This window comes from Acidilobus sp. (assembly GCF_049973875.1).
In the GTDB taxonomy this organism is placed as follows: domain Archaea; phylum Thermoproteota; class Thermoprotei_A; order Sulfolobales; family Acidilobaceae; genus Acidilobus.
Genome location: NZ_JBMFJI010000001.1, coordinates 81854 through 104447, shown reverse-complemented (window position 1 = coordinate 104447; position 22594 = coordinate 81854). Strand labels below are relative to the sequence as shown.

The window sequence follows — 22594 nt, the reverse complement described above, 5'->3', positions numbered from 1 at the left end:
GAGACGGATTAAAACGCTAAACTGGCTTCAAAGCGTAAAAATAATCTAAGATTCCTTGCATTAAGCATCCCTAGACCTAACCTATTAATGCGCCTTCCTTGCCAATATACAAGAGGAGTGATGGAAGAGGTTAAAGAGTTAATAAAGTTTGAGACGTGGAGTGCCCCACTTGATAGACCTGCTAACAGCTACCTTGTGATAACTAGTAAGTACAGTTTGCTCATAGACGGTGGGTCGTCGCCTATACCGAACTTAAAGTCATATGACATAGACTACGTCCTGTTGACGCACTGGCACTGGGATCATGTACTGGGCCTAGTAAGATCAGACCTTGACGCTGTTATCTGCGCTTCCTCAAGAACTATCAATTATATTTCCAAAGAGCTTCCCACGTACGAAGGCTTCCAGGCGCTGAAAAACGCTTTTGGCGCGGTGCCTACGGAGTTCGAAGCGGTTGCCCAGAAATCCCTGGGCAACACCGTTACCGTGCTCGAGCACTTCTCTAAAAGAAGGGACCAGCTGGTCGACATAAAATCGTGCGACCCGGCGAGATTAGGCTATGTTAGCGTTGTCGAGTGCCCTGGCCATTCTGACGACCATGTGTGTTATATAGTAGGGGAGCACGCCTTCGTTGGCGACTCTATAAATCCTGGCGAAGGCCTCGCATTGCTCAGCGTGCCAGATTACATGAGTTCTATGCTAAAGCTGCTTGCCATCGATAACTGGCACGTGGCTCACCCTGGTCATGGCCCAGAAGTTACCAGGGAGCAGGCAGCCCAATGGCTCTCGGAGCTCTTCAGAAGCAAAATTGAGAAGATGGCCAAACTGGCCTCTTCCCTTGACGGGCAGTGGAGGCCCCTGAAGGATTACTTAGACGTGCTTTATCCTGAGGCCAGTCCTGTGATTAGATGGATAGGTGCCAGGAGCCTTCTAGGTTACGCCATTTCGCTGCAGCAGCTCGGCGTGGCAGAATTAAAAACTGACGGCTCGCCCTGGCTTATAAGGGCCAAAAAGGGTAGCGAGCCGTGAAGCTAGTAATCTTAGCCGCTGGCAAAGGAACTAGGCTCCAACCGCTTACCGAGACCAGGCCCAAGCCTCTGCTACCCATACTAGGTGAACCGCTGCTCTGTCGGCACCTAAGGCTTTTTGCCAACCGCATTAGCCCAGACGAGGTTATTATTGTAACCTCGTACATGAAGGACGTAATATCCAACGCCATAACTAAGTGCGCAGGGAACCTAAACCTTAAGATTAGTTTCGTAGACCAAGGTGAAGAGCGCGGCACAGGGGACGCCATAAGGGTTGCCATGGAGTTTGGAGGCCCAGGCAACTACCTTATAGTTTATGGAGACCTTTTCCTCTCAGAGAGGGCCTATGATATAATATCTTCCATGAGGCCCTACACGGTGCTGACAGCAAAAGCTAAAGAGCCCTGGAATTACGGCGTTGTAAAAATAAGCGAAGGCAAGCTAACAGGCGTTGTTGAGAAACCCCCCAAGGAGGATGTTAAAAGCGACTTAGTTTACTCGGGGGCTCTTTCCGTGGACTACGACTTCATTGAATACCTACGTAAGATAAGGCCTTCGCCGAGGGGGGAATTCGAAGTTACAGATGCCATAAATATGCTCGCCAGCAAGAATGATGTTAACATCGTTTCCATAGATGTAGATGACTGGCTTGATGTAGGTAGGCCATGGGACTACCTGCTAGCTAACAGAAGGGCCCTTAGAGAACTAAAGGGGCAGACCGTGAAGGGTGAAATTCATAGCACAGCCGTTATAGAGGGTCCAGTTTACATCGGGGAAGGATCTGAGATAGGCCCCTACACCGTTATAGAGGGTCCAGTTTACATCGGAAACGGCGTCAAGGTGGGGCCCTCCACCCACATCAGGCCGGAGACAGTGCTATTAGAGGGCTCCAAAGCAGGATATGCCGTTGAGCTTAAGGGTTCTGTGCTCATGGAGTATGCCAGGGCGCCCCACTTTAATTATGTCGGAGACAGTGTAATAGGTGAAGATGTCAACCTAGGTGCCGGCACCATAACGGCTAACCTGCGATTTGACCATAATTCCATCAAAATGTTAGTTAAAGATCAACTAGTTGACACGGGCCTCCAGAAGCTCGGCGCAATAATGGGTGGCCACTCCCAGACAGGGATTAATGTGTCGCTTATGCCTGGAGTTAAGGTAGGTTCCTATGCAATAATATATCCTGGCTGCGTCGTCAGGAGGGACGTGAGGAGTAGAGAGGTCTTTAGGTGCTAGATGTTAAAGTACTGTTAGGGCAGGAGAAGCTTGAAGGCCAGGGTGGCCAAGAGAGGCAACCTTGCATTCATTGAAACGGAGCTGGGCCAGAAGGCTGTAATTCCGTGGGACACTCTCTGCTCATTTATAGCAAGGTACAATCTTGACGTCACAGTCGAGGGCGGACAAATGCCCAAGTGCGTAGAGTACACACCTCACAGCCAAGAGGAGGTGGAAATAGATGTCGAGGGAGAAGATGAAGAAGATAGCAACTGAGGCGCGGGAGGTTGTTAAGGAGATCAGGGATCTAGGTTACAGGTGTTCGGAACCCGAAGATGCGGGCGACTGCCTTGAAAGTTACGTCGAACTGAATGATAATGTGGTGAGGCTCGTGTTCTTGCAACCAAGGTATACCGACCTTATATTGATAAAGCTCACTGATGAGGTAGGCGGCTGTGAGGAAGCCATATACTCACCGCGGGGCCTCTACGTTTTAGCCAACAATCCTAGGGAGGCCGCAGATGCCATAATAAGTAAGGCTAAGATGCTTACCGCAAAACCCAGGTCAGGCCCTTCCTGACGCCCTCTGAACCTGCAGCTGCTTGGACCCACCAACGCTGCTGTCCTCAAGCTCGCTGGTTATCTTAACCTCATCGCCTGCGGTGATCTTTATCCTGCCGTCGTTGGAAAGAGTTATTGCGCCCACAACGAAGGGGCTCACTATCAGGTTGATCGACACGCTACCGCTGACGTCGAGTAAAAGCTTTGAAGCCTTAAGCGTGCCTATCCTGGGCACCTTTATGCTTACCTTCCCAGTGGCCTCATCGACGTCGAACTTTATGGTAACCTTGCTGAACTCTATTATATACCCATCCTCAAGCTCATTTAAGCTGATAACCCCTGAGCCTGAAACGTCCGACTCAAAGGTCCCGCCTGAGGAGACCTCAACCACGTCCTCTGAGGAGCTGGCCTGAGGAAGTGTGTCGAACTCGCCATCAATCTTAACTATGCCAAAGGATATCTCGCCGGTGAGCTTCTTAAGACCGACAACTATCATGTGAGGGTTTTCGTAAACCCTACCATCGAGGTTAAGCCTCATACTCTCTATGTGTAAAGAGGTTCTAGGTTCCTGTGACATTAACTTATGGCCCCCAATAGGTCTTCTTTGCGGTGAGAGGCTTTAACTATATCTCTTACCTCTCTAACGGCCCTTTCGGGCCTCCCACGGGTAAACACGCAGTTATGATAACTCTATAATCCTTCTAGCCAACTTAAGAGCGCCGCCGACATAAGTCATGTTAATCTTGGACCCGCTGGCATAAGGGCCTACAAGTCCCTTGGCATAGCACTCCTTACAAACTCTCCTTACTTCATCGATCTGAACGCTATCTTCGTAGCACACCAGTCTTCCACATATGGGACAGAACGTTATTGATGGCCTCTGACGGCACAGCTCACAGAGGGATCCCTCGCATATTGCACAGATCCCTCTCTCTTTATCAAAATGCCTCTCGCAGACCTCTCTGCCGCAGATCTTACATCTGTATCGCGCCTCGGAGGCCCCGCAAATCTCGCAAAGCTTATGTTCGAGGCCCGTGCCTCGCACCCAGCCTCTATAACACGTTAAAACTTTTTAGCTTAGAAAACAGGCCAAAGAGACTTTCTCTTTTTACATTAACCAAAAGCATTGCCTTTTATGTACCCTGCCAATGAGAAGCTCCTCTGCGGCTAGACGCCTCACTGGCCCAAAGGTCGGCTTAGGTTACGTATCACGTTAAGCTTGTAATCGCAAAATAAAGTGCTTAGTTGCTATTGTCCTCATATAAATTCTCTTGATCCTCGTTGGCGTTCCTAAAAACTAGCGGGTTCTTTACCTTATTCATCTCAAGTTCTGGCACATAATTTGGAAGGCTGTATCTAGTGTGCGTCAGCTCCGCAACTACGTTTCTGGCCTTAAGGCTTCCCAATATCCTTCTCAGCCTGTCCTCCCCTACTATGCCCTGGAAAATAGCCTTCAGCTCTCTCCAGCTTACAGGTGACTTTGCCTCCTCTAGCGCTAGCAGCACCAGCTTCTCAACGTCGGAGTCATCCAATGCCGTGGTCACCAGCAGACCTCCTTCATTGACAAGTTGCATTCTCATGTTATCGTATTCGCTCAGCACCTTAGCCCTCACTCTTTGTATCAGCAGCTCGCGTTTGATAGCGCTAGGATTTACCATTGGTCGGTCGCCTCTTATCTTCTTATAGTCTCCGAGAGTATATAAACAGTAACACATACCATATATAGAATTTTTATTTAAATATTTTTACTTTACTAGATAATATGTCTAGGACCTCGGCCAAAGTGACAGCCATTGCAGGGGTAAAGACTACGGAGTAGAAGCTGTAAAGCGTATGGTTACCAGCCATATAGACGGCCCAGAGGCCCACGAACTCTGCAACGAAGAACGTGCTGCCAGCCCTTATGAGAGCTCTTTCCCTTGAGACGCCTACCACGAACAACGATATGGCTGCTACGAGCGCCACAAGCTCCAGCTGTATGGTCATCGACGCTGCAAGCAGTGGAGAATAGGAGAGCACGAAGGGGTCAACGTTGAAGAACCAGCTGCTTGGCGTACTGGTAGGCGGCCCTGGAGGGCGGCTTACCAGATCCCATTTATAGCCTCCTAATGTCTCTTGGATTACATATAGAACTCCAAAGTGAACGAATAGAGGAATATAGGTAATTATAAAAACTCCAATAACTATAGTGAATATCTTCAGGAACTTTAAGACGCCTGACCTGTTGGGGCTGCGGGAGAGCACCAAAATAAGCAGAGCCAGGAGCCCTGGCAGCGCCGTCTCCTTGGAAGCCCATGCAAGGCCCTCAAATACTGCCGATAGATAATAATGCTCCCTGAAGGCGCTTACAACGGTCAAAGACAAGAAAAACGCTGCATATATGTCAAGCATGGCAACAGAGCCCATAGCAATTAGTATGTGATCTGCGGACGCTGCAAGCCCGGCTATAGCTCCTATAGCTATCCACCTGAGGTCCTTGCCCCATGCTAGCCCAATGTATATTATCAGCGGAATAAGGGATGCCACGATTATGCTTGGTACCCTCCAATTAAATGGCTTATCTCCTAGAAGTGCCATAGAGAGCGCTATTATGTACTTGCCCAGTGGAGGATGCTCAAAGTTATAGTAATTAGACGCGGTCTCACCGCTATATGGAAAGAGCTTTCCATGATATCCAAATGCGCTTACCAGAATTCTCCTTGCAGCATCGACATAATATATTTCGTCGCTGATATATGCGTTGTCATAGCCTCCTCCTTCGACATGGGAGGCATACCAAGAGGCTTTAGCGGCAACATGATAAGAAGCCAGCGCTACTATTATCAGACCACCCAAGAATATTGCCAGCGTGAGCTTCTTACCGAGCCTCCTGCTGGGGAGGGCTTCATCTGCGGCGGATTTGTCTGAGCTCAAACGGTGTCCCGCTCATTTCTCTCTTCAAGAGCTTTTAGTCTTTCATAGGAGTCAGTACCTCACGACCTCCAAAAGCTTATCCCCGCGGGGAAACAATACTAAGCCTTAAGCGAAGCGACTAACTTGTTCATAATAAAAAGGTAGTTATCTCGCGAGTTTAATAGTTAGTTAGCGTAGGCTATAAAGTTACGACTAACAAGTACTAGAAGGGTAGAGGCTGTGAGCGAGTGCAAGGTTAACGTAGACTTCCTTAGGCATATAGCTAATCCAACCTTAGCGCTGGCCATGGTCAATATAAGCAATAGCAGGGCGGAACTGCAGGCTAAAAATCAAGAAGAGAGCAAGCAGGTACTTCAAAAGATAACATCGGCCCTGCTGGATATAAAGAAAGGCCTGAGCAACGGTGAGATAAAATATAATTTCAGCATATATGGAGGGGATCCTCGTAATATTGCCAAGTATCTGGCTAGCCCCGAGTGGAGAGGCCTTGTGGAGCTTACCTTCGGCGAGCTTAAAGATACCCCTGGTGCCTGGGAGTTCGTCCAGGGTGTGCTCGTAGAGCTTCTTACAAAGGCCGCAAATACCTACAGCCCCCGATGCCCTGAGGTGGCAGAGGCCTGCAAGAATGCTATTGAGGAGTTGTCTAAGATGAAGTCAAGCCTCCCTAAGAATCCCGAAGGGACAGAGCTCTCTAAGGCCTAATGCCTTGTTAGCGTTAAAATGATATCTTAGTAGATTCCTAGATTTTGATGAAACAAATGAAACCTTTTCATTCCAAAAACGTTTAAGTGCCTTATGTATATTAACAACGTGGCAGATGACGGCATATGGAGCCAACTAACGCGCTAATCGGCATAGTTGGCAAAACCAACGTAGGCAAGTCGTCGTTCTTCTCGGCCGCCACTGGAATAGAAGTCCCCATTGAGAACAGGCCCTTTGTTACCATAGAGCCGAACGTAGGGATAGGCTATGCAAGAAAGAGATGCGTTCACGTGGAGCTTGGCCTGCCTAAGTGTGACGCCTCCAACAGCGCATGTATTATGGGGTATCGCTACATACCTGTCAAGCTAATGGACGTTGCAGGGCTCATACCCGGAGCTCACGAAGGCAAGGGACTTGGCAATAAGTTCCTGGATGACTTACGCAGGTCTGACGTCTTTCTTTTAGTTGTTGACGCTAGCGGCTCAACTACTGCGGAGGGCGTTCAGGTAGGACCTGGCGCCTACGACCCTGTGGAGGAGGTCAAGTTCGTTATGTTTGAGCTGGACGAGTGGATGTACGAGTCTATCAAAAGTGATTGGAATAAATTCACAAAACTGGCCTCAGTAGGAGCCCTAAGGGATCCTGTTGGCGCCTTCTCTCAGCGAGTATCGGGCTTTGGAATAACTAAAGCTCAGGTCGAGGCGGCCCTGGAGGCGTTAAAGATCGGCGACGCCGAGCTACCCAAGTTGGGCGACGACCAGCTGAGGGAGCTCGTGGTGACCCTGAGAAAGATGACCAAGCCTATGGTAATAGTTGCTAATAAGGTGGACGTGCCGGGCTCTGAGAAGAATATAGAGAGGCTTAAACAAACATACCCTGATGTGCCAGTAGTGCCCGCAAGCGCACTGGCTGAACTTCTGCTAAGGAAGTTATCAAAGCAGGGCCTTATAGACTACCTACCTGGCGACTCGGACTTCAAAGTCAGGGGGGCCCTGGACCAGAGGACCCAGAGGGCCGTCGATATGATAAGAGAGCTGTTTAGCAGGTACGGGGGCACTGGCGTCGTACAGGCTATAAACACGGCGCTGTTTGATGTGCTGAAGCTTATAGCAACGTATCCTGTTGAAGATTTCAACAAGTACACTGATAAGAGTGGCAGGGTGCTTCCTGACGTACTGTTGGTGCCCAGAGGTACTACTGCTAGGGAGCTAGCCTACAGGATACACACAGATTTAGGGGAGACCTTTCTTTACGCAATAAACGCCAAGACGAAGCAAAGGGTAGGCGCCGACTATAAACTCAACGATGATGATGTAATTAAGATAGTAGCGGCTGGAGCTAAAGGCTAATACGTGATGGCCTAATTATTAGTTCTCTGCTCTCATCTCCTAGGCCTCTCTCAGGACCGAAGCTTCTTCAAGGCCCTCCTTACGGTGCCGCTCGTAGCTAGAGGGTATAAAAATACCCTATAGTTATTTATGCTCCTTACAAAGCCCAGAGTAGCCATCAGTTGATCAAAATAGTTAGACCTAACTCTTATTATGCCTCTCCTAAGTTTTGGATCATACATAATGAGCCTAAGCCCCGATAGTGTTAGGCCCTCTAACCCGAAAATATCCTTAAACTTATTTTCTATGGCAGCCCTTAGATCGCTCTCCTGTATCTCGGCCACGGTGGCCACCTCAAACACTACGTATCTTCTCCTTATGCGGCTTCCAAACTTCTTGTTTCTCTGGACAAAAACTACAAGGGTACGCTTAGAGGCTCTAGCAACTACCAGTGAGACGAGCAAGGAAGTTACAGCCGAAAACAGTATGGAAACTACTATGTCTAAGTTTATTAGTTTTCACCTCTTCTTCGTGAGCTTCCTAGCCTCCCTTTCGGTCTCCCTCAATATTATTATATCTCCCACCCTCACAGAGCCCATGACGTTCCTTGTTATGATCCTACCCTTATCTTTACCCTCAAGTATCCTAACTCTTACCTGAGTTACCTCGCCAGCAACACCCGTTCTCCCTATTATCTGTATAACCTCAGCTGGGAACCCTATCTCCTCTGTTGTTGTAGAGGCCTGCTGGGCGCCACCTGCTGAGCTCATAGGTGCTCCCACACAATAGATTATTCAGGTGATTTTAAGCTCTCATCACACAGGCTTGCACGGGCCGAGAGTCTTTTAAATAAACTATTACGTTATGCTGAAACAGAACCAAGTAGAGTAGGTCGATTTCTACTCTATCAAAAGCCTGCAGCAATGCATTTTCAAAAGACTATCGTGAGAGACGGAAACGCTTTTGCCGCGCACCAGAGGTTACAATATAAACCCGGGTTCTCTAACCCTTGCCTCCAACAAGCGTGGAGGCGCTAGGTTCCGTTATTATGCCTGCCTTGAAGAGCGAGTTAATTATATCAACGAAAACGTCGTCGGCCAAGTCGATATATTTTAGAAGCTGAGGCACGTCAGTTGCCCTCAACACAAGCGGCTCTAGCCCGCTTATTCTGCGGTACAGGAGCAGATAATTGTCTCCCAAGGAGTCCCTGGGTACCGTTATCAATAGTGACTTCAGAGCGCTCACGTACGAGAGCAGGTTAGACTGTAACTGCCTAAAGTCATAGGCACTGACGACGTTAGTTGAGAGGGAGCCCCGTATCTTGGCTGCAGTTGACAGCCTTTCTTCTATCACACCCTGCACATAGGTAGCCCTCAAGATGCTCATCCTCGACCCAGGAGAGATTATCCTGCATAGGACTTATTGAGATACAGGCCCTGTGATACTCAGAGAAGATTTTAATGTTAAGATTGGCTGGGAGGCTATTGCTTAAATAATAATGACGTAGCGGGTATGCTGCGACTTATCTCCTGGGAGGCTCAGAAGCACCACTTAAAGAGTTGCAAGCATCGCGGGCGAGCTCAGACGCCACTTCAAGTATACTGTTGACATTTACTACCCTCTCTCTGACCTCCTTTATTCTAGCCTGGAGCGCCTTCTGAACCTCGTCGGCAAGCATCCGCTCAGCCATAAGCCTCACCAGCGTGAGCCTTCTTGCCACAACTTTTTCATTTACCATACCGTTACTCCTCAGGTAACTCATGTGGTCCTCTATCGCACTGGCTACGTCAGCTATCCCTGACCCCATCACTGCACTCGCCCTCAGGAGTCGTGGTTTCCACCCAGGGTTCTGCTGACCTAACTCCCCCTTATCTATAGCGAACGACAGGTATTCGAAAGCTTCCTGGGCGCCAGGCATATCGCTTTTGTTAAGCACATATATGTCGCCTATCTCCATAACTCCAGCCTTTAGCGCCTGTATATCATCTCCAACGCCAGGCATCGTAACTACTACAACGGTATGAACGGTGTTCATGACATCGGTTTCTGACTGGCCGACCCCTACGGTCTCTATAATTATCTTATCATATCCTAAGGCATCCAAGGCCTCTATCATTGAGAGGGCTGCCAGGCTAAGGCCTCCCTTCAGCCCCCTTGTGGAGACGCTCCTTATGAAGATGCCCGGATCTTCAGCCCTCTCCTGCATCCTGAGTCTATCGCCTAACAGGGCGCCGCCTGTAAGCGGAGAGCTGGGGTCTATCGCTATGACTGCGACCTTGTAGCCTCGTCTCCTGAACTCTATGATAAGCTTCGATATTAGGGTGCTCTTACCGGCCCCTGGTATGCCAGTGACCCCAATGACGTGGGCCTTGCCGGCCATACGGGCTATGGAGTCGAAGACCTCCGACGGTAGCTTGTAAGGGTTCTCCATGAGTGTCAGGAACCTACCTATGCTCCTCAGGTTGCCCTTAGAAGCGCTCTCGAGAAGCTGTTCCAGCGCCTCCCTTTCCACTGCAGCCAAGACTTTGTCACCCCATTAAAGCCTCCGACTGACGCTTCTTAGCTGCGAGCTCCCTTATTATTTCAGCCATCTTGCTTAGGCTCTCGCCCGGCAGGAATACCTCCTTGACGCCTAGCCTCTTAAGCTCGTCTACATCAACTATAGGTATAGTGCCTCCGACCACGACGGGTATATCTTCACCTCCTAGCTCTTTCAACTTCTCTATGAGCAGCCTGACGTGGTGCACATGCGCCCCGCTGAGTATGCTAACGCCTATTACATCAGCGTCCTCCTCTATGGCGGCCCTTGCTACCTGCTCAGGAGTCTGTCTTATCCCCGTGTAAACCACCTCAAAGCCGGCGTCCTTGAGGGCTCTTGCTATAACCTTGGCCCCCCTGTCATGGCCGTCAAGGCCAAGTTTAGCTACTATTACTTTGTAAGGCCTCCCCTCAATATATTGGAGGCTCGACATAGACGCCATACACCTCCTTGAGGGTGTTCATTATCTCGCCTAAGGTTGCGTAAGCCTTCACTGCGTTAAGTACATAGGGCATTATGTTCTCACCTTTTTCGGCGGCCTTTCTAAGCTCGTCGAGGGCTCTTGACCACCTCTGCTGGTCCCTCATGGATCTCACCTGCGATATCCTCTGCTTCTGCCTCTTCTCTATCTCCTGCTGGTCAAACTCCAGGAGCGGTACCTTCCTGACGTCTTCTACCTCGTTCTCTGTAAATATGTTAACGCCTACTATGAACCTCCTTCCCTCCTCCACGTCCTTCTGGAACTTATATGCGGCGTCAGCTATCTCCCTCTGCGGGAAGCCCTTCTTGACAGCCTCCAACATGCCTCCCATGCTCTCTATCTTGTCAATATACTTCCAGGCCCTCTCCTCCATTTCATCCGTTAGCCACTCCACGTAGTAGCTTCCTGCAAGTGGATCTATAGTATCCGCTACTCCCGTCTCATAGGCTATTACCTGCTGGGTCCTAAGGGCAATCTTCGCCGCGAACTCGCTAGGAACCCTGAACGGCTCGTCGAAGCTGTTGGTATGCAGGCTCTGGGTGCCTCCTAGCACGGCAGCGAGCGCCTCTATGGCTGTTCTTATTATGTTGTTCCACGGCTGCTGGGCAGTCAGCGAGACGCCTGCGGTCTGCGTGTGGAACCTGAGCCACCAGCTCCTTGGGTTCTTAGCGCCGAACCACTCCCTCATAATCTTGGCCCACATCCTCCTTGCCGCGCGGAACTTAGCTATCTCTTCAAAGAAGTTTATGTGCGCGTCGAAGAAGAAGCTGAGCCTAGGCGCGAAGAAGTCAACGTCGAGGCCTCTGTTCTTGAGCTGCCTCACGTACTCTATGCCATCGGCCAGCGTGAAGGCCAGCTCCTGAACTGCGGTGGCCCCCGCCTCCCTTATATGGTAGCCGCTTATGCTTATCGGGTTCCACTTAGGGAGGTTCTTGACGCTCCACTCTATTAGGTCCATGGCCACCTTGACCGCGGGCTCTGGGGGGAAGACGTAGCTCTTCTGCGCCATGAATTCCTTCAGGGGGTCGTTCTGCGTCGTGCCCCCTATCTGAGAGTAAGGCACTCCCTGCTTCTCTGCAACCGCAACATAAAATGAGAGGAGCACCGGCGCCGGCGGGTTTATAGTCATGTTAGTTGTAACCTTGCCCATGTCTATGCCATCAAAGACCACCTCCATGTCAACTACCGTTGGAACGCTGACGCCAACAATGCCCACCTCGCCCTCTGCCATAGGATCATCGGGGTCTATACCCACAAGGGTTGGGTAATCAAAGGCTAAGCTTAGGCCTGTCTCGCCATGCTCTATGAGGAACTTAAGCCTCTTGTTGGTATCCTCGGGGCTTCCGTAGCCGCTGAACATCCTCATCGTCCAAAGGCGCGCCCTGTACATAGTTGCATGTATTCCCCTCGTGAAGGGGTACTCGCCTGGCAGGCCAAGCTTTTCCATATAGTCGAAGTTAGGTATGTCGGCGGGCGTGTAGACCTCCTTAATCGGTATATCGCTCAGTGTAGTGAACTCCTGCTGCCTCTCAGGAAGCCTCTGAAGCCACTGCTGTAAAGTGGTTCTCCGCCACTCTGAGATCTTATCGCTTATCTTCTTAATTTCGTCATTATTAAATGTTGCACCCAATGCAGAGCACCCAAAGGTATAACCTATTACAAAGTTTTTATAGGTAATCTAAAGGGCTTAACTAAACCTACACAAACATAACTACCGCATTTAAGTTAACCCTATAAACATCTGGGGGCTCGAGAAAAGGGGGATCACATGGTAAAGTTATTCTCTGAAATCCTGGGAAAGGAGGTTGAGGTGCCAGAGAGACCGTCGAGGATCGTCAGCCTTTCTCCTGCTATAACGGAAACCCTCTACCTACTAGGAGCCGAGGACAGAGTTGTTGGCGTAAGCTTCTTCTGCGATAAGCCGCCAGAGGTCTCCAAGAAGCCCAGGGTAGGCGCTTACCTGAACATAAATTATCAGCTGCTTCAGAAGCTGAGCCCCGACCTAGTGCTCGTGACCACGGGGGCTCAGAGGGATAAGATCTTTGAACTGGAGTCCAAAGGCTACGTAGTGTACCCTATTCCACTTCCAGTCAGCATGTACGGGATACTTGATAACATTATTGTAACAGGCATAGTGATTGGAGAACTTTCGCGGGCCAGGGACCTCGCATCAAGCCTAGTCAGTAAGTTCATAAACCTTAAAGGCGCTCTAAAGGGCGTAAAGCTCTACTACGAGATAGACCTAGGAGGGCCCGTGAGCGTGGGGGCCCACAGCTATATAGGTGACGCCTTTGACTTCCTTGGGGCCGAACACCCATTTCTAATGAGCAGGGTCCCCTACGTAGTTAACCCGGACCCCGATGCCATTAAAAGCTTTGACCCTGATGTAATAGTCTACGAACAGAAGTTGGGAGAGAACGCGACGCCAGAAAAAGTGGCCAGAAGGCTGGCCTCCAGGGGCCTTGACAGCCTTAGGGCCGTTAAGGAGAACCGCATAGTTATACTTGACTACGACAGTTTGGCGCACTACGGTCCCAGCTTCTTCTCCGCGCTAAATGATATGGTTGAAAAGGTCCTGAGGGTGATCAAGAGGGGCTAGCCCTCTCCTCCTTACTTATGGCCTGTGAAGCCTTTACTTGCTCTTCCTTATAGTAGAACTCGTTAAGGGTCCTGTTGATGTCAACGAACTTATATGACGTCTTTAGCGCGGAGAGAGCCATTGACTTGTACTTCTCGCTCCCATATATGTTTATAGCTTCGTTGAGATACTTGGAGAACTCCTCGTAATCCTTTTCATCAATTTCCTGCGCCTTTGGGTCCGTGTAGATGTTTATAAGGTCTCTAAGGTCCTCCCCAAAGAGCCATCCACTGACTCCATGTTGAACAACCTCAACCACAGCGCCATCCTTAGAGGCTACCACTGGTATAGCATTCACAAGGGACTTCATGAAGCTGGTGCCGCTCGCCTCCCATCCTGAGAAGGGAGTGAAGGTCTGTATGTCGGCCCCCGCCTGAAGAACCTTAGCCTTAACTACGTCGTAGTCGTATATGTGCACCACGTTTGGGAACTGCTTTGAGAGCCTGTGGAATTCCTTCATGTACATAAGGCCATCCGTGTCCCTTGGATGCGCCTTACCGCCCACCACGAAGAGCACATCGCTTAAACCGTTCTCCTCTATGAACCTGGCTATGAAGTAGGGCCTCTTGTAGCGCGTGTTCCTTCTAAGCCACACTATAACAGGCTTGTCCAGGTACTTATCACCTATGTCCTTGTAGGCCTTTATCATGTTAATGAAGTCCTTCTTAGCCTGAGCGTGAGCCTGCCACACGTCATCCTCTGCTAAGTTATCAAGGCCCTTGGAGGCTATCAGCTGCTTCAGTGCGGGGTGCTGCCACCTCTCAACGTCGACACCGTTGGTTATATGGGATATCTTCTCGGAGTACTCCTTGAACGTTTTCTTCGTTATCTCCTCATGCTTCGCTGAAACGGCGTAAGTTACCACCGCGCGCTCCATGCCTACCTTAGTTAATATGACATATGGATCTGGGCTGCCAAAGCCAAACTCTTCGCCGAGGATCGCTGTAGGGTACACGGGGTGTCCCCAGGGTCCTGGCGTGTGAGTTATGAAGCGATACTGCTTAAACTCGGGCAAAGCCAACATGACCAGTACTGTATATGCTTCCTGCAGGTCTATGTTCCTTACATTGTCGAGACCTATGTAGTCCCTGATGTAGGTGGCGGCAGCCTTGGCAAGGAATATGTATTTGTATATGTTCTCCTCAAAACAGTTTTCTATGTAAGCCTGCTCGCTGTACCTTCTCGCCCATTCAGGACACGCCGCCTCCATGAACACCACTTTAGCCTTACCCCTGTCATAGATCCAAGGCCTAGCTACTATGCTGCTTCCCTTCACCTTCACCACAAACTCCTTCTCTGGCCTTAGCAGGGCCTCAAGCTCAATAGGCTGCTCCTGCTCCCTGGGCACAGGAGTGTTGTCCTCCTCAAAGGTATAGTCAATGTACCCATGCCTGTAGAGGAGCGTTATCACGTAATATTTAGCGCCTCTCCTTGCCATAGCGTAAAACTTGTCCCCTTCAAGAACTCCTAGACCTCCAGCGTAGCTATACAGCTCGTCCAGCGCTATTTCCGGCGTGACAGAGACTATCACGTCCTTTGCCATATTTTCACCTGCAGGAGCAGGGCCCCTAGCAAATAATATTTATATCGTTAGAGCCGCATCTAGAGAATCTTAATTGGGCGGTCCTTCACTTAGCCCTGCACAGAATGTATCCGTCCAGATGGTTGTTCCTTAAGCCGCTCTCCAGCAGCGTTTCCCCGCACTTCACTGGCGAGGGTAGCTCTACGGCGCGGCGAGTTACGTAACCCATTATCGTTTCCCCTCCGTAGGTCCTCTCTACATAAATAGCATCAGAACCTAGGGGGCTCGCCCTAAAGTAGCCATACCTCAAGGCTTTAGATGCCTTCCGAAGGGCTATGAGCTTCCTAACTAGGTCGAGAAGGTCCTTGTCCCACAGGCTCTCATCCCATGGCATTGGAAGCCTGTTGTCGGGATCCTTGCCTCCCCTGAGCCCGATCTCATCGCCATAGTAGACACTAAAAGAGCCGTACATGAGGGCCGTTAGAACTAAGGCTCTGGCGACAAGATCCTTGGAACCTAATATGTCCATTACGCGAGGCGTGTCGTGGCTGCCCAGCAGGTTATAGAGCGCGTTGGCAACATATAGGGGCAACCTAAGGTACTGCCTATTGAGCTTTTCCGAGAGCTCGAAGGCCGTAATCTCGCCCCTGAAGAAGCCCAGTATAGGGCCTCTGGCCTCATAGTTCATAGCGGAGTTTGAAATTATTCCCATGGGGAACGCTGAGAGCTCGCCCATTATTTCCATTATAACCGGCGACTCAGGCCTCCTGTGCAGTATGCACTCGTACAGGTATTTCATAGCGTCGTCGGGAAGCCCGTGCGCCACGTCTATGCGAAAGCCGTCTATACCTCTTGTCACCCAGTCACCTACTGCCCCGCAGAGCTCTTCCAGGACGGCCCTGTTCTGGTGGTTTAACTTTGGCATCCCCCACAGCTTTGCAAAGGTCTCATAGAACGGGTCCTTAGAGCGAAGTTCCTCAGGGAAGCTCCTACAGCCAGAATCAACGTACCTCTCGAGCAGCTCTGCGTCGCGGGCCACTTCATCCTTTGAGTCCACAAGGAACCTGTACCAGTTCCAGTAAACCGAGCTTTTCCACCCCTTCAAAGCGTCGGAAAACTCCCTAGAGCAGGGAGACGTGTGATGCACAACTAGGTCCAAAACCACCTTAATTCCAAGCTTGTGGGATTCCTTCACTAAGTTCTCTAAGGCTTCATCGCCGCCCAGCGATGGGTCTACGTGATGTTGGTCTATAACGTCGTAGCGGTGATAGCTGTTAGAGACATATATGGGGGTTAAGTATATGGCTTCGAATCCAACGGATTTTATGTAGTTGAGCCTCTCTGCAAGCCCTTTAAGGTTGCCTCCTATGCGCTCCCTGGGCCTTGTTTTTAGCTTAGCAAAATCCTCCCTATAGCCCGCGAAGCTGTCCGGAAACACGAGATAATATGAAGTGCCCAGGTACCATGGTATAGTATCACTGTAGTAGCCGTTTCCTGCTACCCACGGCTCCCTTGACCCCAGGCCGTCAAACCCGAAAGGCAGCTTCCTGCCGTCAACCGAGAGCAAGAAGTAGTACGCCTCGACTCTTCCAGGAACCCTAGCCTCGTAGTAGTCCCTGTAGGAGTCCCTTAAGGCCAGTTCCGCTTCAAAGGACTTCCATGATCCTTCTACGAGAGCCAGCAGTGTTACGGAGTCCACCTCTTCCCGCACAGTAAAAACCCTCACAGCAGTGATTCCTCCATAGCCCGAGAGGTAGCCTGGCCACCTTTCGTCGTGCAGTATAAGGTTACCGTGAAGCCCGCCCTCAGAAATGGCGTCCCTGATTTCCTTAAGTCCGGCCTCGGCAACGCTGGCTGTCACTCTTCCCATGTTTAGGCCTAGATCCACCTCAGCGACTCTTGGGTTCTCATAGTCCGTATAGACTCTGTAAAGGCTGTCGACAAACGCATAATGATAAAGCCCTTCCCTGACAGGTACTCGTGCAACCCCCCTGTCACCTTTCCTCTTCAGCTCAACTCTGCCTGGGAAGTATGACGTAAACTCTGACACCACATATAAGTGCCTTCCTACGGCCACCTTAGGCCACGGATAGCTGAAGATAAAGTCCGGTTCACCATACCTGTCCTTGCCTAGCCGCGGTCTGATGCTCATATACATGGCTTCAACACCGGCCTGCGCCTTTAGGCGTTCCATATTTACGTTACGGTCTAGCTTGCTCTATGTAAAAAGGGTAGCTGCAGGCCCTGAGTTAGTATAAAGTTATTCGAGTGCTCACCTGATAACAGCGCTGATTCCCCACCCAAAGGGCAAGGCTTACCTTTCATTTCTCAGCGACTTTCCGAAACGCTAGAAGGGGGCCTCTTCAGAGCTTATTAATTAATCCTGAGACTGGGAGGCGTGGGTGGGCCTGTGAAGCTGTTTGAGTATGAGGCTAAGGAGATCATAAGGAAGTACGGCATCGAAACGCCGAAGGGCGTCGTAGTGCGCGAGGGCGACGATATAAGGAAGGCCATAGAAAGCTCAGGCCTAACACCTCCACTGGCTGTTAAGGCGCAGGTCCTGGTTGCCGGAAGGGGCAAGGCCGGCGGAATAAAGCTTGTAAATAGCGTTGACGAGGCCGTCTCGGTGTCCCAGCAGCTCTTCAAGACCCCAATCAAGGGAATAAAGCCCTCTATCCTGCTTATAGAGCAGGCCGTAAAGCATGATGTGGAGCTCTACGCTGGAATAGTACTTGACAGGGCCGAGAGGAAGCCCCTCGTGCTGGTAAGCAAGTACGGTGGTATGGATCTTGAGGAGGTTGCTAGGGAGCACCCCGAGGCCATAATAAAGTACTACGTGGACCCATACAAGGGACTAAGAAATTATGAGGCCAGAATACTAGGCAAGCAGCTTGGCCTCACAGGCAAAGCACTTTCAAGCTTTGAGAACTTCCTGCAGGCGCTGTACAGGGCATTTATGGACTATGATGCTGAGCTCGCCGAGAGCAACCCGTTGGCGCTTCTGCCAGACAAGGTTCTGCCCCTTGACCTCAGGATAATAATCGATGACAACAGTCTCTTCAGGCACACAGAGTACGCTGCCACCGAGAAGGAGAGGCTCGGAGAGCTCAGCGAGAGGGAGATAGCAGCCAGAGAGAAGGATCTTGCCTACGTGGAACTTGACGGCGATGTTGGGGTTATCGGAAACGGGGCGGGGCTCACTATGACCACCATGGATCTCGTCTACGAGTTTGGAATGAAGCCTGCCGACTTCCTTGACGTAGGAGGTGGAGCTGAGGCTGAGCACATAAGGGACGCCGTTGAGTTTGTTATGAGTGACCCCAAGGTCAAGAAGGTGTTCATAAACATATTCGGAGGCATAACTAGGGCCGACGAAGTTGCCAGGGGCGTAGTAATGGCGCTCAAGGACCTGGGCAACAAGGCCAAGCCTCTAGTTGTGAGGTTAACTGGAACCAACGAGGAGCAGGGAAGGGAGATTCTTAAGGAAGTAGGCATAACGCCGTACAGTGACCCGCTGGAGGCGCTTCAGGCACTTAAGAACCTGTGAGGTGATAGGGATGGGCATAATAGTTGATGAAAACACTAAAGTAATCGTGCAGGGCATAACTGGTAGGGAGGGCTTGTTCCACACAAGGCTGATGCTTCAGTATGGCACCAAGGTAGTTGCTGGCGTGACCCCAGGCAAGGGAGGCACTACTGTTGAAGGTGTGCCGGTTTATGATACCGTGGATGAGGCAGTGAAGGCGCACCCTGAAGTCAACACATCAATAATCTTCGTGCCCGCTAAGTTCGCCGCTGACGCCGTCTTTGAAGCCATAGATGCGGGCATTAAGACCATAGTTGTCATAACTGAGCACATACCCATACATGATGCCATGGCATTCGTCAATTACGCCAAGGAGAAGGGCTCCATAATAATAGGGCCCAACTGCCCGGGCATAATAAATCCAGGCAAGACCAAGGTTGGCATAATGCCAGCCAATGTCTTCACGCCGGGGCCCGTTGGAGTGATGTCCAGGAGCGGTACCCTCACCTATGAGGTGAGCTACTTCCTCTCCAAGGCCGGCCTAGGGCAGTCCACGGTGATAGGAGTTGGCGGTGACCCCATAACTGGGCTCACGTTCCCAGAGGTAGCTGAGATGTTCGAGAGAGACCCGCAGACTAAGGCTATAGTTATGGTGGGCGAGATAGGCGGCGACGCTGAGGAAAGGGTGGCCAAGATGGTTAAGGAAGGCAAGATAAGGAAGCCCATAGTGGCGTTCATAGCTGGCCGCACAGCGCCTGAGGGCAAGAGGATGGGCCACGCAGGTGCCATAATAATGCTTGGCACCGGGGCCTACAAGGACAAGGTTGCAGCGCTGGAGGACGCTGGGGTGAGGGTGGCCATAACGCCCTATGAGATTCCTAAGCTTGTGAGCGAGGCCCTCAAGAGAGCCTAAATCACTAGTCCCCAACGGCTTCCCTCCTTTTCTTTGATTGCACGACCTCGCTGGTGCCGCTTGCCACGACCTCGTATAGCACTGCAGTCTTGCCAGGCATGGGCCTTAACAGCCTGCCAAGCCTCTGTATGAACTGCCTCCTGGAGCCAGTTCCAGAGACAAGTATCCCAACGTTGGCGTCAGGTATGTCAAGGCCCTCATCACCTACGGTGGTAACTACAAGCACGCCGCTCTTAAGCCTCTTAAACTCGTCAAGGGCCCTGTCCCTGGCTTCCCTCTCAAGGCCCCCATGTATGAGGAGCGCGCCGAGCCTCTGAGCAAGCTCCTCGGCTTGCTTCTTATACTGCGTAAATATTATTATCTTGGAGCCCTTATTCAGCTCCTGCTTTGCAATATCAACTACCTTGTCCAGCTTGCTCCTGCTCTCCTGCACTATAGACTGCATCTGGGCCCTGATCCTCAGGGCCTGTATGGCGTTCTGCTCACCTTTCTTGGCAGCCTCAAGGACCTCTTGGAAAGTCCTTCCCATAGCGAATGAGGCGTACCGCTTCCTCAGTTCATCGTATAGCTTCTGCTCCTCCGGTGCGAGCTTGACCGTGACCCTCCTTATCACATAGGGCGCTAGGAAACCCTCCTGCATTAACTCGGACGCGCTCTTCTGATAAACTATGCCTCCTACCAGCGGGAACACCTCCTCCTGTTTGTTATCCTCCCTGACCGCTGTGGCAGAAAGTCCCATGCGATACGGGGCCAACATGTACTCCGCTATTGCCTTAAACTTGTCAGCTGGCAGGTGATGGGCCTCGTCAAAAATGACCAGGGCGAACCTCGGGGACAGCTGCCTCACGTACCTATATGCCGTCTGGTAAGTGGTCACTGTTATGTCGCCTATGGACTTCTCGTCCCCATAGAACGCCCCCAGCAGGCCGCCGGCATCTGTGAACCTCCTTATGGCGTCGCTCCACTGCTTCACGTGCTCTTTGGTGTAGGCCACTATGAGGGTCTTCACGTTGGCTGCCGCTATGGCAGCTATGGCAACCACCGTTTTGCCCGCGCCCGTCGGCAGGACTATTACCCCTCTGTTGTTGTTCTTTGACCAGGCGTCAAGAGCTTCCTGCTGATACGGCCTTAGCTGGCCCACGAACTTTACCTGCCTGGACAGCCTAGCCCTCTCCAGCAGTCCTACCTTATCATCAACTATTACCCCTTTACCGTTCAAGTGCTTGACAAGGTCATAGTATAGGTAAGGCTTAGCTATGTAGCTTCTTAGCTCTTTGCTGTACTTAAGCTGCGCAAGATACTCCTGCAGGTATGGTTTCAGCATGAGCTCGCTGGATATCACGACCTCGCTGCTAGAGTTGAGATTTATCTTAACTGTGCCCTTTCTCCTCAGGTACTCCCTCAATATTTCCAGGTCCTGCTGGGGAATGGAGTCCTTGAGCTCCTCCAGCTCCCTTAATATGTCAACAGGACCTAGGCCTGACTCCTTGGCCTTCTCATCGCTCAACTCAAATATGGAGAACCCTCTGTCGCGGCCCACGTACTTGGAGAACTCGAGGATCCTCTGAAAGTCCTCGTCGCTGAGCCAGCCACGCACCTTAAACCTCGGCGGGATCTCCAACTTGATCATCCTTTAGCAACCTATAGCCCTGCAGGTCGCTGGGCTCTCCTACACCTAGCTTTCTCAGGAGGTTCCTTATCTTTATAGGGGGGTCAGGTCTTGATATAAGCTCGATGCAGTCACCCTCCAAGCTGGCAACGTCCACCTCAGGCAAATTGATGGCGTCTAGGCGAGCTTCATTTCCGCAAAGCCTCGCCACTACCTTTAGAACCTCAAGGCATGTAAGGGACACGAAGCACCTAGCGTAAATTTCCCTGTTGTCATCCGAGTGAATTAGCACGTCAACGTAGTTTACCTCGCTTGAGACCAGCTGTGAGAACAGCTCGTAGACATCATCTCTGCTGAGGCTCGTAAACAGCTCCTCCAGGCAGAGGGGGCTGGCTCCTGGCGTGGGTTCTAGGTCATCCCCTTCAGAGGGGTCCCCTCTTAAAACCCTCTTCATAGCCAGCCCCCTGAGCTAACGATGTCTGGAAGTCAAAAGTCACTAACAGACCTTTGAGCCGGGCTGGACGGGCTCGGCCACGGTAAGTATAACTGGCTTTTCCGAGTCCCCGCACGGGGCTGCCAACAGCATGCCCTGGCTCGTCAGCCCTGCCATCTGCTTAGGCTTAAGGTTGGCTACAACTATTACATATTTACCCACCAGATCTTCAGGCTTGTACCACTTAAGCAGCCCGGCGAGTATCTGCCTCTGCTCTGATCCAAGGTCAACGGTGAGCCTTATCAGCTTCCTACTATTAGCTACCGGCTCTGCAGACAAAACCTTGCCAACCCTCAGGTCTACCTTTGCAAACTCGGAGTAATCAATAATGTTACCACCGGTCTGACCCTGCGGCTGGCCCTCCTGGCTCAAGAAGCCTCACCCCCCTCGCTTCCCCCCGCAACCTGCTGCTTCTCCGTGTACCACTCCTCCTTACCAAGGTAAGGCTGCCTCATGGTTAGACCTATCCTAACCGCTGCCATCCTCCTCGAGGCCTTGCTGACCTGAGTTATCCTCACCCTGACTATGTCATTAACTCCAACTACCCTGCCGCTCTCGCGGCCCTTGAAGCTCCTGGTCTCCTGCACGAAGTCGGCGTCCTCATCCATTAGCTGGGTCCTGTGCACAAAGCCGTCGGTCGGCCCGAGGCTCACAAAGGCGCCGAACTCCCTTGCGTCGCTGACTATGCCTTTGTCGACCTCCTGGAGCAGAGGCTCAAAGCTCAGGACCCTGTACCTGACGGGGAAGTAAATCTGGGGGTCGTTAGGCAAAAGTACCCCATCGCCCTCTACGTCAGCGTCTATCACGGATATTATGATACCCATGGTATCATCCACTTGGCCCTCAAGCTCCTCTCGAAGCGACTGAAGCACTGCCTGCTTTATCTCACCGCTGTAGGCTAACTCAGGCCTCACCCCAACCCACTCGTAAAGCGTATACTCGGCGTACAACTGCGCCCACCTGTTCTTAGCTCCTCTCCACTCAGAAATCGGGAGGCCTTTAAGCTCTCACAAGGCTAACAGGTACTGGGGTCTAGATCTGAGCGACTTTAGCTTTAACGAGCTCAGGTATAGGTCTGTCAAGCTCCTTAGGGCAGCCAGGGCCTTCTTCCAGCTCACCGACCTGT

General features: G+C 51.2%; 24 protein-coding genes. 9 read left to right on the top strand and 15 right to left on the bottom strand.

Translation table 11 applies throughout. From position 1 onward, the window contains the following. The first annotated feature begins 120 nt into the window (after positions 1 to 120). From ACP5H1_RS00595 to ACP5H1_RS00580, 4 genes are read left to right on the top strand one after another with little or no spacing between them, the layout of a single operon-like run. Positions 121 to 1029: an MBL fold metallo-hydrolase gene (locus ACP5H1_RS00595; protein ID WP_427970750.1), complete on the top strand. Its 909-nt coding sequence runs from the start codon at positions 121 to 123 to the stop codon at positions 1027 to 1029. Further along, the gene (glmU, locus tag ACP5H1_RS00590) at positions 1026 to 2264 is read left to right on the top strand and encodes a bifunctional sugar-1-phosphate nucleotidylyltransferase/acetyltransferase (protein WP_427970603.1); all 1239 of its coding nucleotides are present in this window, start codon (positions 1026 to 1028) and stop codon (positions 2262 to 2264) included. The genes ACP5H1_RS00595 and glmU overlap by 4 nt, the downstream gene beginning before the upstream one ends. A gap of 30 nt (positions 2265 to 2294) precedes the next feature. Beyond that, positions 2295 to 2519 carry a hypothetical protein gene (locus tag ACP5H1_RS00585; protein WP_427970601.1) on the top strand — a complete coding sequence of 75 codons (225 nt, stop codon included), beginning with the start codon at positions 2295 to 2297 and terminating at the stop codon, positions 2517 to 2519. Beyond that, positions 2485 to 2823 carry a hypothetical protein gene (locus tag ACP5H1_RS00580; RefSeq protein WP_427970599.1) on the top strand — a complete coding sequence of 113 codons (339 nt, stop codon included), beginning with the start codon at positions 2485 to 2487 and terminating at the stop codon, positions 2821 to 2823. The genes ACP5H1_RS00585 and ACP5H1_RS00580 overlap by 35 nt, the downstream gene beginning before the upstream one ends. On the opposite strand, the gene ACP5H1_RS00575 is transcribed toward ACP5H1_RS00580, so the two are convergent. The 3 genes from ACP5H1_RS00575 to ACP5H1_RS00565 form a co-directional block, all read right to left on the bottom strand. After that, positions 2809 to 3342, bottom strand: a complete 534-nt coding sequence (locus ACP5H1_RS00575) for a hypothetical protein (RefSeq protein WP_427970597.1) — start codon at positions 3340 to 3342, stop codon at positions 2809 to 2811. The two genes, ACP5H1_RS00580 and ACP5H1_RS00575, sit on opposite strands and share 15 nt — an antisense overlap. Positions 3343 to 4045: 703 nt before the next feature. Continuing rightward, positions 4046 to 4462, bottom strand: a complete 417-nt coding sequence (locus tag ACP5H1_RS00570) for a hypothetical protein (protein WP_427970596.1) — start codon at positions 4460 to 4462, stop codon at positions 4046 to 4048. A gap of 73 nt (positions 4463 to 4535) precedes the next feature. Beyond that, positions 4536 to 5717, bottom strand: a complete 1182-nt coding sequence (locus ACP5H1_RS00565; RefSeq protein WP_427970594.1) for a glycosyltransferase family 39 protein — start codon at positions 5715 to 5717, stop codon at positions 4536 to 4538. A gap of 219 nt (positions 5718 to 5936) precedes the next feature. On the opposite strand from ACP5H1_RS00565, the gene ACP5H1_RS00560 reads away from it, so the two are divergent. Continuing rightward, positions 5937 to 6419 (top strand): hypothetical protein, encoded by a 483-nt coding sequence (locus tag ACP5H1_RS00560; protein WP_427970592.1) that lies wholly within the window; start codon positions 5937 to 5939, stop codon positions 6417 to 6419. Between the two features lie 125 nt (positions 6420 to 6544). Continuing rightward, positions 6545 to 7768 carry a redox-regulated ATPase YchF gene (locus ACP5H1_RS00555; protein WP_427970590.1) on the top strand — a complete coding sequence of 408 codons (1224 nt, stop codon included), beginning with the start codon at positions 6545 to 6547 and terminating at the stop codon, positions 7766 to 7768. Positions 7769 to 7818: 50 nt separating this feature from the next. Here ACP5H1_RS00555 and ACP5H1_RS00550 read toward each other — a convergent pair whose 3' ends face one another. From ACP5H1_RS00550 to ACP5H1_RS00525, 6 genes are all read right to left on the bottom strand, one after another. Next, positions 7819 to 8211 carry an Rpp14/Pop5 family protein gene (locus ACP5H1_RS00550; protein WP_427970588.1) on the bottom strand — a complete coding sequence of 131 codons (393 nt, stop codon included), beginning with the start codon at positions 8209 to 8211 and terminating at the stop codon, positions 7819 to 7821. Positions 8212 to 8265: 54 nt separating this feature from the next. Next, positions 8266 to 8517 (bottom strand): 30S ribosomal protein S28e, encoded by a 252-nt coding sequence (locus tag ACP5H1_RS00545; RefSeq protein WP_427970586.1) that lies wholly within the window; start codon positions 8515 to 8517, stop codon positions 8266 to 8268. Positions 8518 to 8749: 232 nt separating this feature from the next. After that, the gene (locus ACP5H1_RS00540) at positions 8750 to 9133 is read right to left on the bottom strand and encodes a hypothetical protein (protein WP_427970584.1); all 384 of its coding nucleotides are present in this window, start codon (positions 9131 to 9133) and stop codon (positions 8750 to 8752) included. Positions 9134 to 9269: 136 nt separating this feature from the next. Further along, on the bottom strand, positions 9270 to 10259 hold the full coding sequence (gene meaB / locus ACP5H1_RS00535; protein ID WP_427970748.1) for a methylmalonyl Co-A mutase-associated GTPase MeaB: 990 nt from the start codon (positions 10257 to 10259) through the stop codon (positions 9270 to 9272). A gap of 16 nt (positions 10260 to 10275) precedes the next feature. Then, positions 10276 to 10719, bottom strand: a complete 444-nt coding sequence (locus ACP5H1_RS00530; protein WP_427970582.1) for a cobalamin B12-binding domain-containing protein — start codon at positions 10717 to 10719, stop codon at positions 10276 to 10278. Next, positions 10697 to 12397, bottom strand: coding sequence for a methylmalonyl-CoA mutase family protein (locus tag ACP5H1_RS00525; RefSeq protein ID WP_427970581.1), 1701 nt, complete (start codon positions 12395 to 12397; stop codon positions 10697 to 10699). Before ACP5H1_RS00525 ends, ACP5H1_RS00530 begins: the two co-directional genes overlap by 23 nt. Before the next feature lie 138 nt (positions 12398 to 12535). Here ACP5H1_RS00525 and ACP5H1_RS00520 point away from each other — a divergent pair, with 138 nt between their 5' ends. Continuing rightward, complete coding sequence (locus ACP5H1_RS00520; RefSeq protein WP_427970579.1) at positions 12536 to 13366, top strand: ABC transporter substrate-binding protein; 831 nt, start codon at positions 12536 to 12538, stop codon at positions 13364 to 13366. On the opposite strand, the gene ACP5H1_RS00515 is transcribed toward ACP5H1_RS00520, so the two are convergent. Together ACP5H1_RS00515 and ACP5H1_RS00510 are read right to left on the bottom strand one after the other, a co-directional pair. Next, positions 13353 to 14948: a glycogen/starch/alpha-glucan phosphorylase gene (locus tag ACP5H1_RS00515; protein ID WP_427970577.1), complete on the bottom strand. Its 1596-nt coding sequence runs from the start codon at positions 14946 to 14948 to the stop codon at positions 13353 to 13355. The two genes, ACP5H1_RS00520 and ACP5H1_RS00515, sit on opposite strands and share 14 nt — an antisense overlap. Positions 14949 to 15033: 85 nt before the next feature. Further along, the gene (locus ACP5H1_RS00510; RefSeq protein WP_427970575.1) at positions 15034 to 17079 is read right to left on the bottom strand and encodes a glycoside hydrolase family 13 protein; all 2046 of its coding nucleotides are present in this window, start codon (positions 17077 to 17079) and stop codon (positions 15034 to 15036) included. A gap of 258 nt (positions 17080 to 17337) precedes the next feature. Between ACP5H1_RS00510 and sucC the strand changes: the two genes are divergently transcribed. Both sucC and sucD read left to right on the top strand, forming a co-directional pair. Beyond that, positions 17338 to 18474, top strand: coding sequence for an ADP-forming succinate--CoA ligase subunit beta (sucC, locus tag ACP5H1_RS00505; RefSeq protein ID WP_427970573.1), 1137 nt, complete (start codon positions 17338 to 17340; stop codon positions 18472 to 18474). A gap of 10 nt (positions 18475 to 18484) precedes the next feature. Further along, positions 18485 to 19366, top strand: coding sequence for a succinate--CoA ligase subunit alpha (gene sucD, locus ACP5H1_RS00500; RefSeq protein WP_427970571.1), 882 nt, complete (start codon positions 18485 to 18487; stop codon positions 19364 to 19366). Between the two features lie 4 nt (positions 19367 to 19370). On the opposite strand, the gene ACP5H1_RS00495 is transcribed toward sucD, so the two are convergent. Genes ACP5H1_RS00495 through ACP5H1_RS00480 form a run of 4 tightly spaced genes read right to left on the bottom strand, consistent with a single transcriptional unit; the run spans position 19371 to position 22418 of the window. After that, positions 19371 to 20996: a DEAD/DEAH box helicase gene (locus ACP5H1_RS00495; RefSeq protein WP_427970569.1), complete on the bottom strand. Its 1626-nt coding sequence runs from the start codon at positions 20994 to 20996 to the stop codon at positions 19371 to 19373. Further along, the gene (locus ACP5H1_RS00490) at positions 20965 to 21429 is read right to left on the bottom strand and encodes a hypothetical protein (RefSeq protein WP_427970567.1); all 465 of its coding nucleotides are present in this window, start codon (positions 21427 to 21429) and stop codon (positions 20965 to 20967) included. Before ACP5H1_RS00490 ends, ACP5H1_RS00495 begins: the two co-directional genes overlap by 32 nt. A 42-nt stretch (positions 21430 to 21471) precedes the next feature. Then, positions 21472 to 21840, bottom strand: a complete 369-nt coding sequence (gene metG, locus ACP5H1_RS00485) for a methionine--tRNA ligase subunit beta (protein ID WP_427970565.1) — start codon at positions 21838 to 21840, stop codon at positions 21472 to 21474. Then, the gene (locus ACP5H1_RS00480) at positions 21837 to 22418 is read right to left on the bottom strand and encodes a DNA-directed RNA polymerase (RefSeq protein ID WP_427970563.1); all 582 of its coding nucleotides are present in this window, start codon (positions 22416 to 22418) and stop codon (positions 21837 to 21839) included. The genes metG and ACP5H1_RS00480 overlap by 4 nt, the downstream gene beginning before the upstream one ends. Positions 22419 to 22594: the final 176 nt, after the last annotated feature.

Excerpts from the sequence above, each read along its gene's own strand:
- sucD (WP_427970571.1), top strand. The coding sequence starts at position 18,485 with ATGGGCATAATAGTTGATGAAAACACTAAAGTAATCGTGCAGGGCATA.
- ACP5H1_RS00575 (WP_427970597.1), bottom strand. The coding sequence starts at position 3,342 with ATGAGGCTTAACCTCGATGGTAGGGTTTACGAAAACCCTCACATGATA.
- ACP5H1_RS00495 (WP_427970569.1), bottom strand. The coding sequence starts at position 20,996 with ATGATCAAGTTGGAGATCCCGCCGAGGTTTAAGGTGCGTGGCTGGCTC.
- ACP5H1_RS00515 (WP_427970577.1), bottom strand. The coding sequence starts at position 14,948 with ATGGCAAAGGACGTGATAGTCTCTGTCACGCCGGAAATAGCGCTGGAC.
- ACP5H1_RS00520 (WP_427970579.1), top strand. The coding sequence starts at position 12,536 with ATGGTAAAGTTATTCTCTGAAATCCTGGGAAAGGAGGTTGAGGTGCCA.
- ACP5H1_RS00540 (WP_427970584.1), bottom strand. The coding sequence starts at position 9,133 with ATGAGCATCTTGAGGGCTACCTATGTGCAGGGTGTGATAGAAGAAAGG.
- ACP5H1_RS00555 (WP_427970590.1), top strand. The coding sequence starts at position 6,545 with ATGGAGCCAACTAACGCGCTAATCGGCATAGTTGGCAAAACCAACGTA.
- ACP5H1_RS00490 (WP_427970567.1), bottom strand. The coding sequence starts at position 21,429 with ATGAAGAGGGTTTTAAGAGGGGACCCCTCTGAAGGGGATGACCTAGAA.
- ACP5H1_RS00530 (WP_427970582.1), bottom strand. The coding sequence starts at position 10,719 with ATGTCGAGCCTCCAATATATTGAGGGGAGGCCTTACAAAGTAATAGTA.
- ACP5H1_RS00580 (WP_427970599.1), top strand. The coding sequence starts at position 2,485 with ATGTCGAGGGAGAAGATGAAGAAGATAGCAACTGAGGCGCGGGAGGTT.
- ACP5H1_RS00545 (WP_427970586.1), bottom strand. The coding sequence starts at position 8,517 with ATGAGCTCAGCAGGTGGCGCCCAGCAGGCCTCTACAACAACAGAGGAG.
- ACP5H1_RS00570 (WP_427970596.1), bottom strand. The coding sequence starts at position 4,462 with ATGGTAAATCCTAGCGCTATCAAACGCGAGCTGCTGATACAAAGAGTG.
- ACP5H1_RS00595 (WP_427970750.1), top strand. The coding sequence starts at position 121 with ATGGAAGAGGTTAAAGAGTTAATAAAGTTTGAGACGTGGAGTGCCCCA.
- ACP5H1_RS00510 (WP_427970575.1), bottom strand. The coding sequence starts at position 17,079 with ATGAGCATCAGACCGCGGCTAGGCAAGGACAGGTATGGTGAACCGGAC.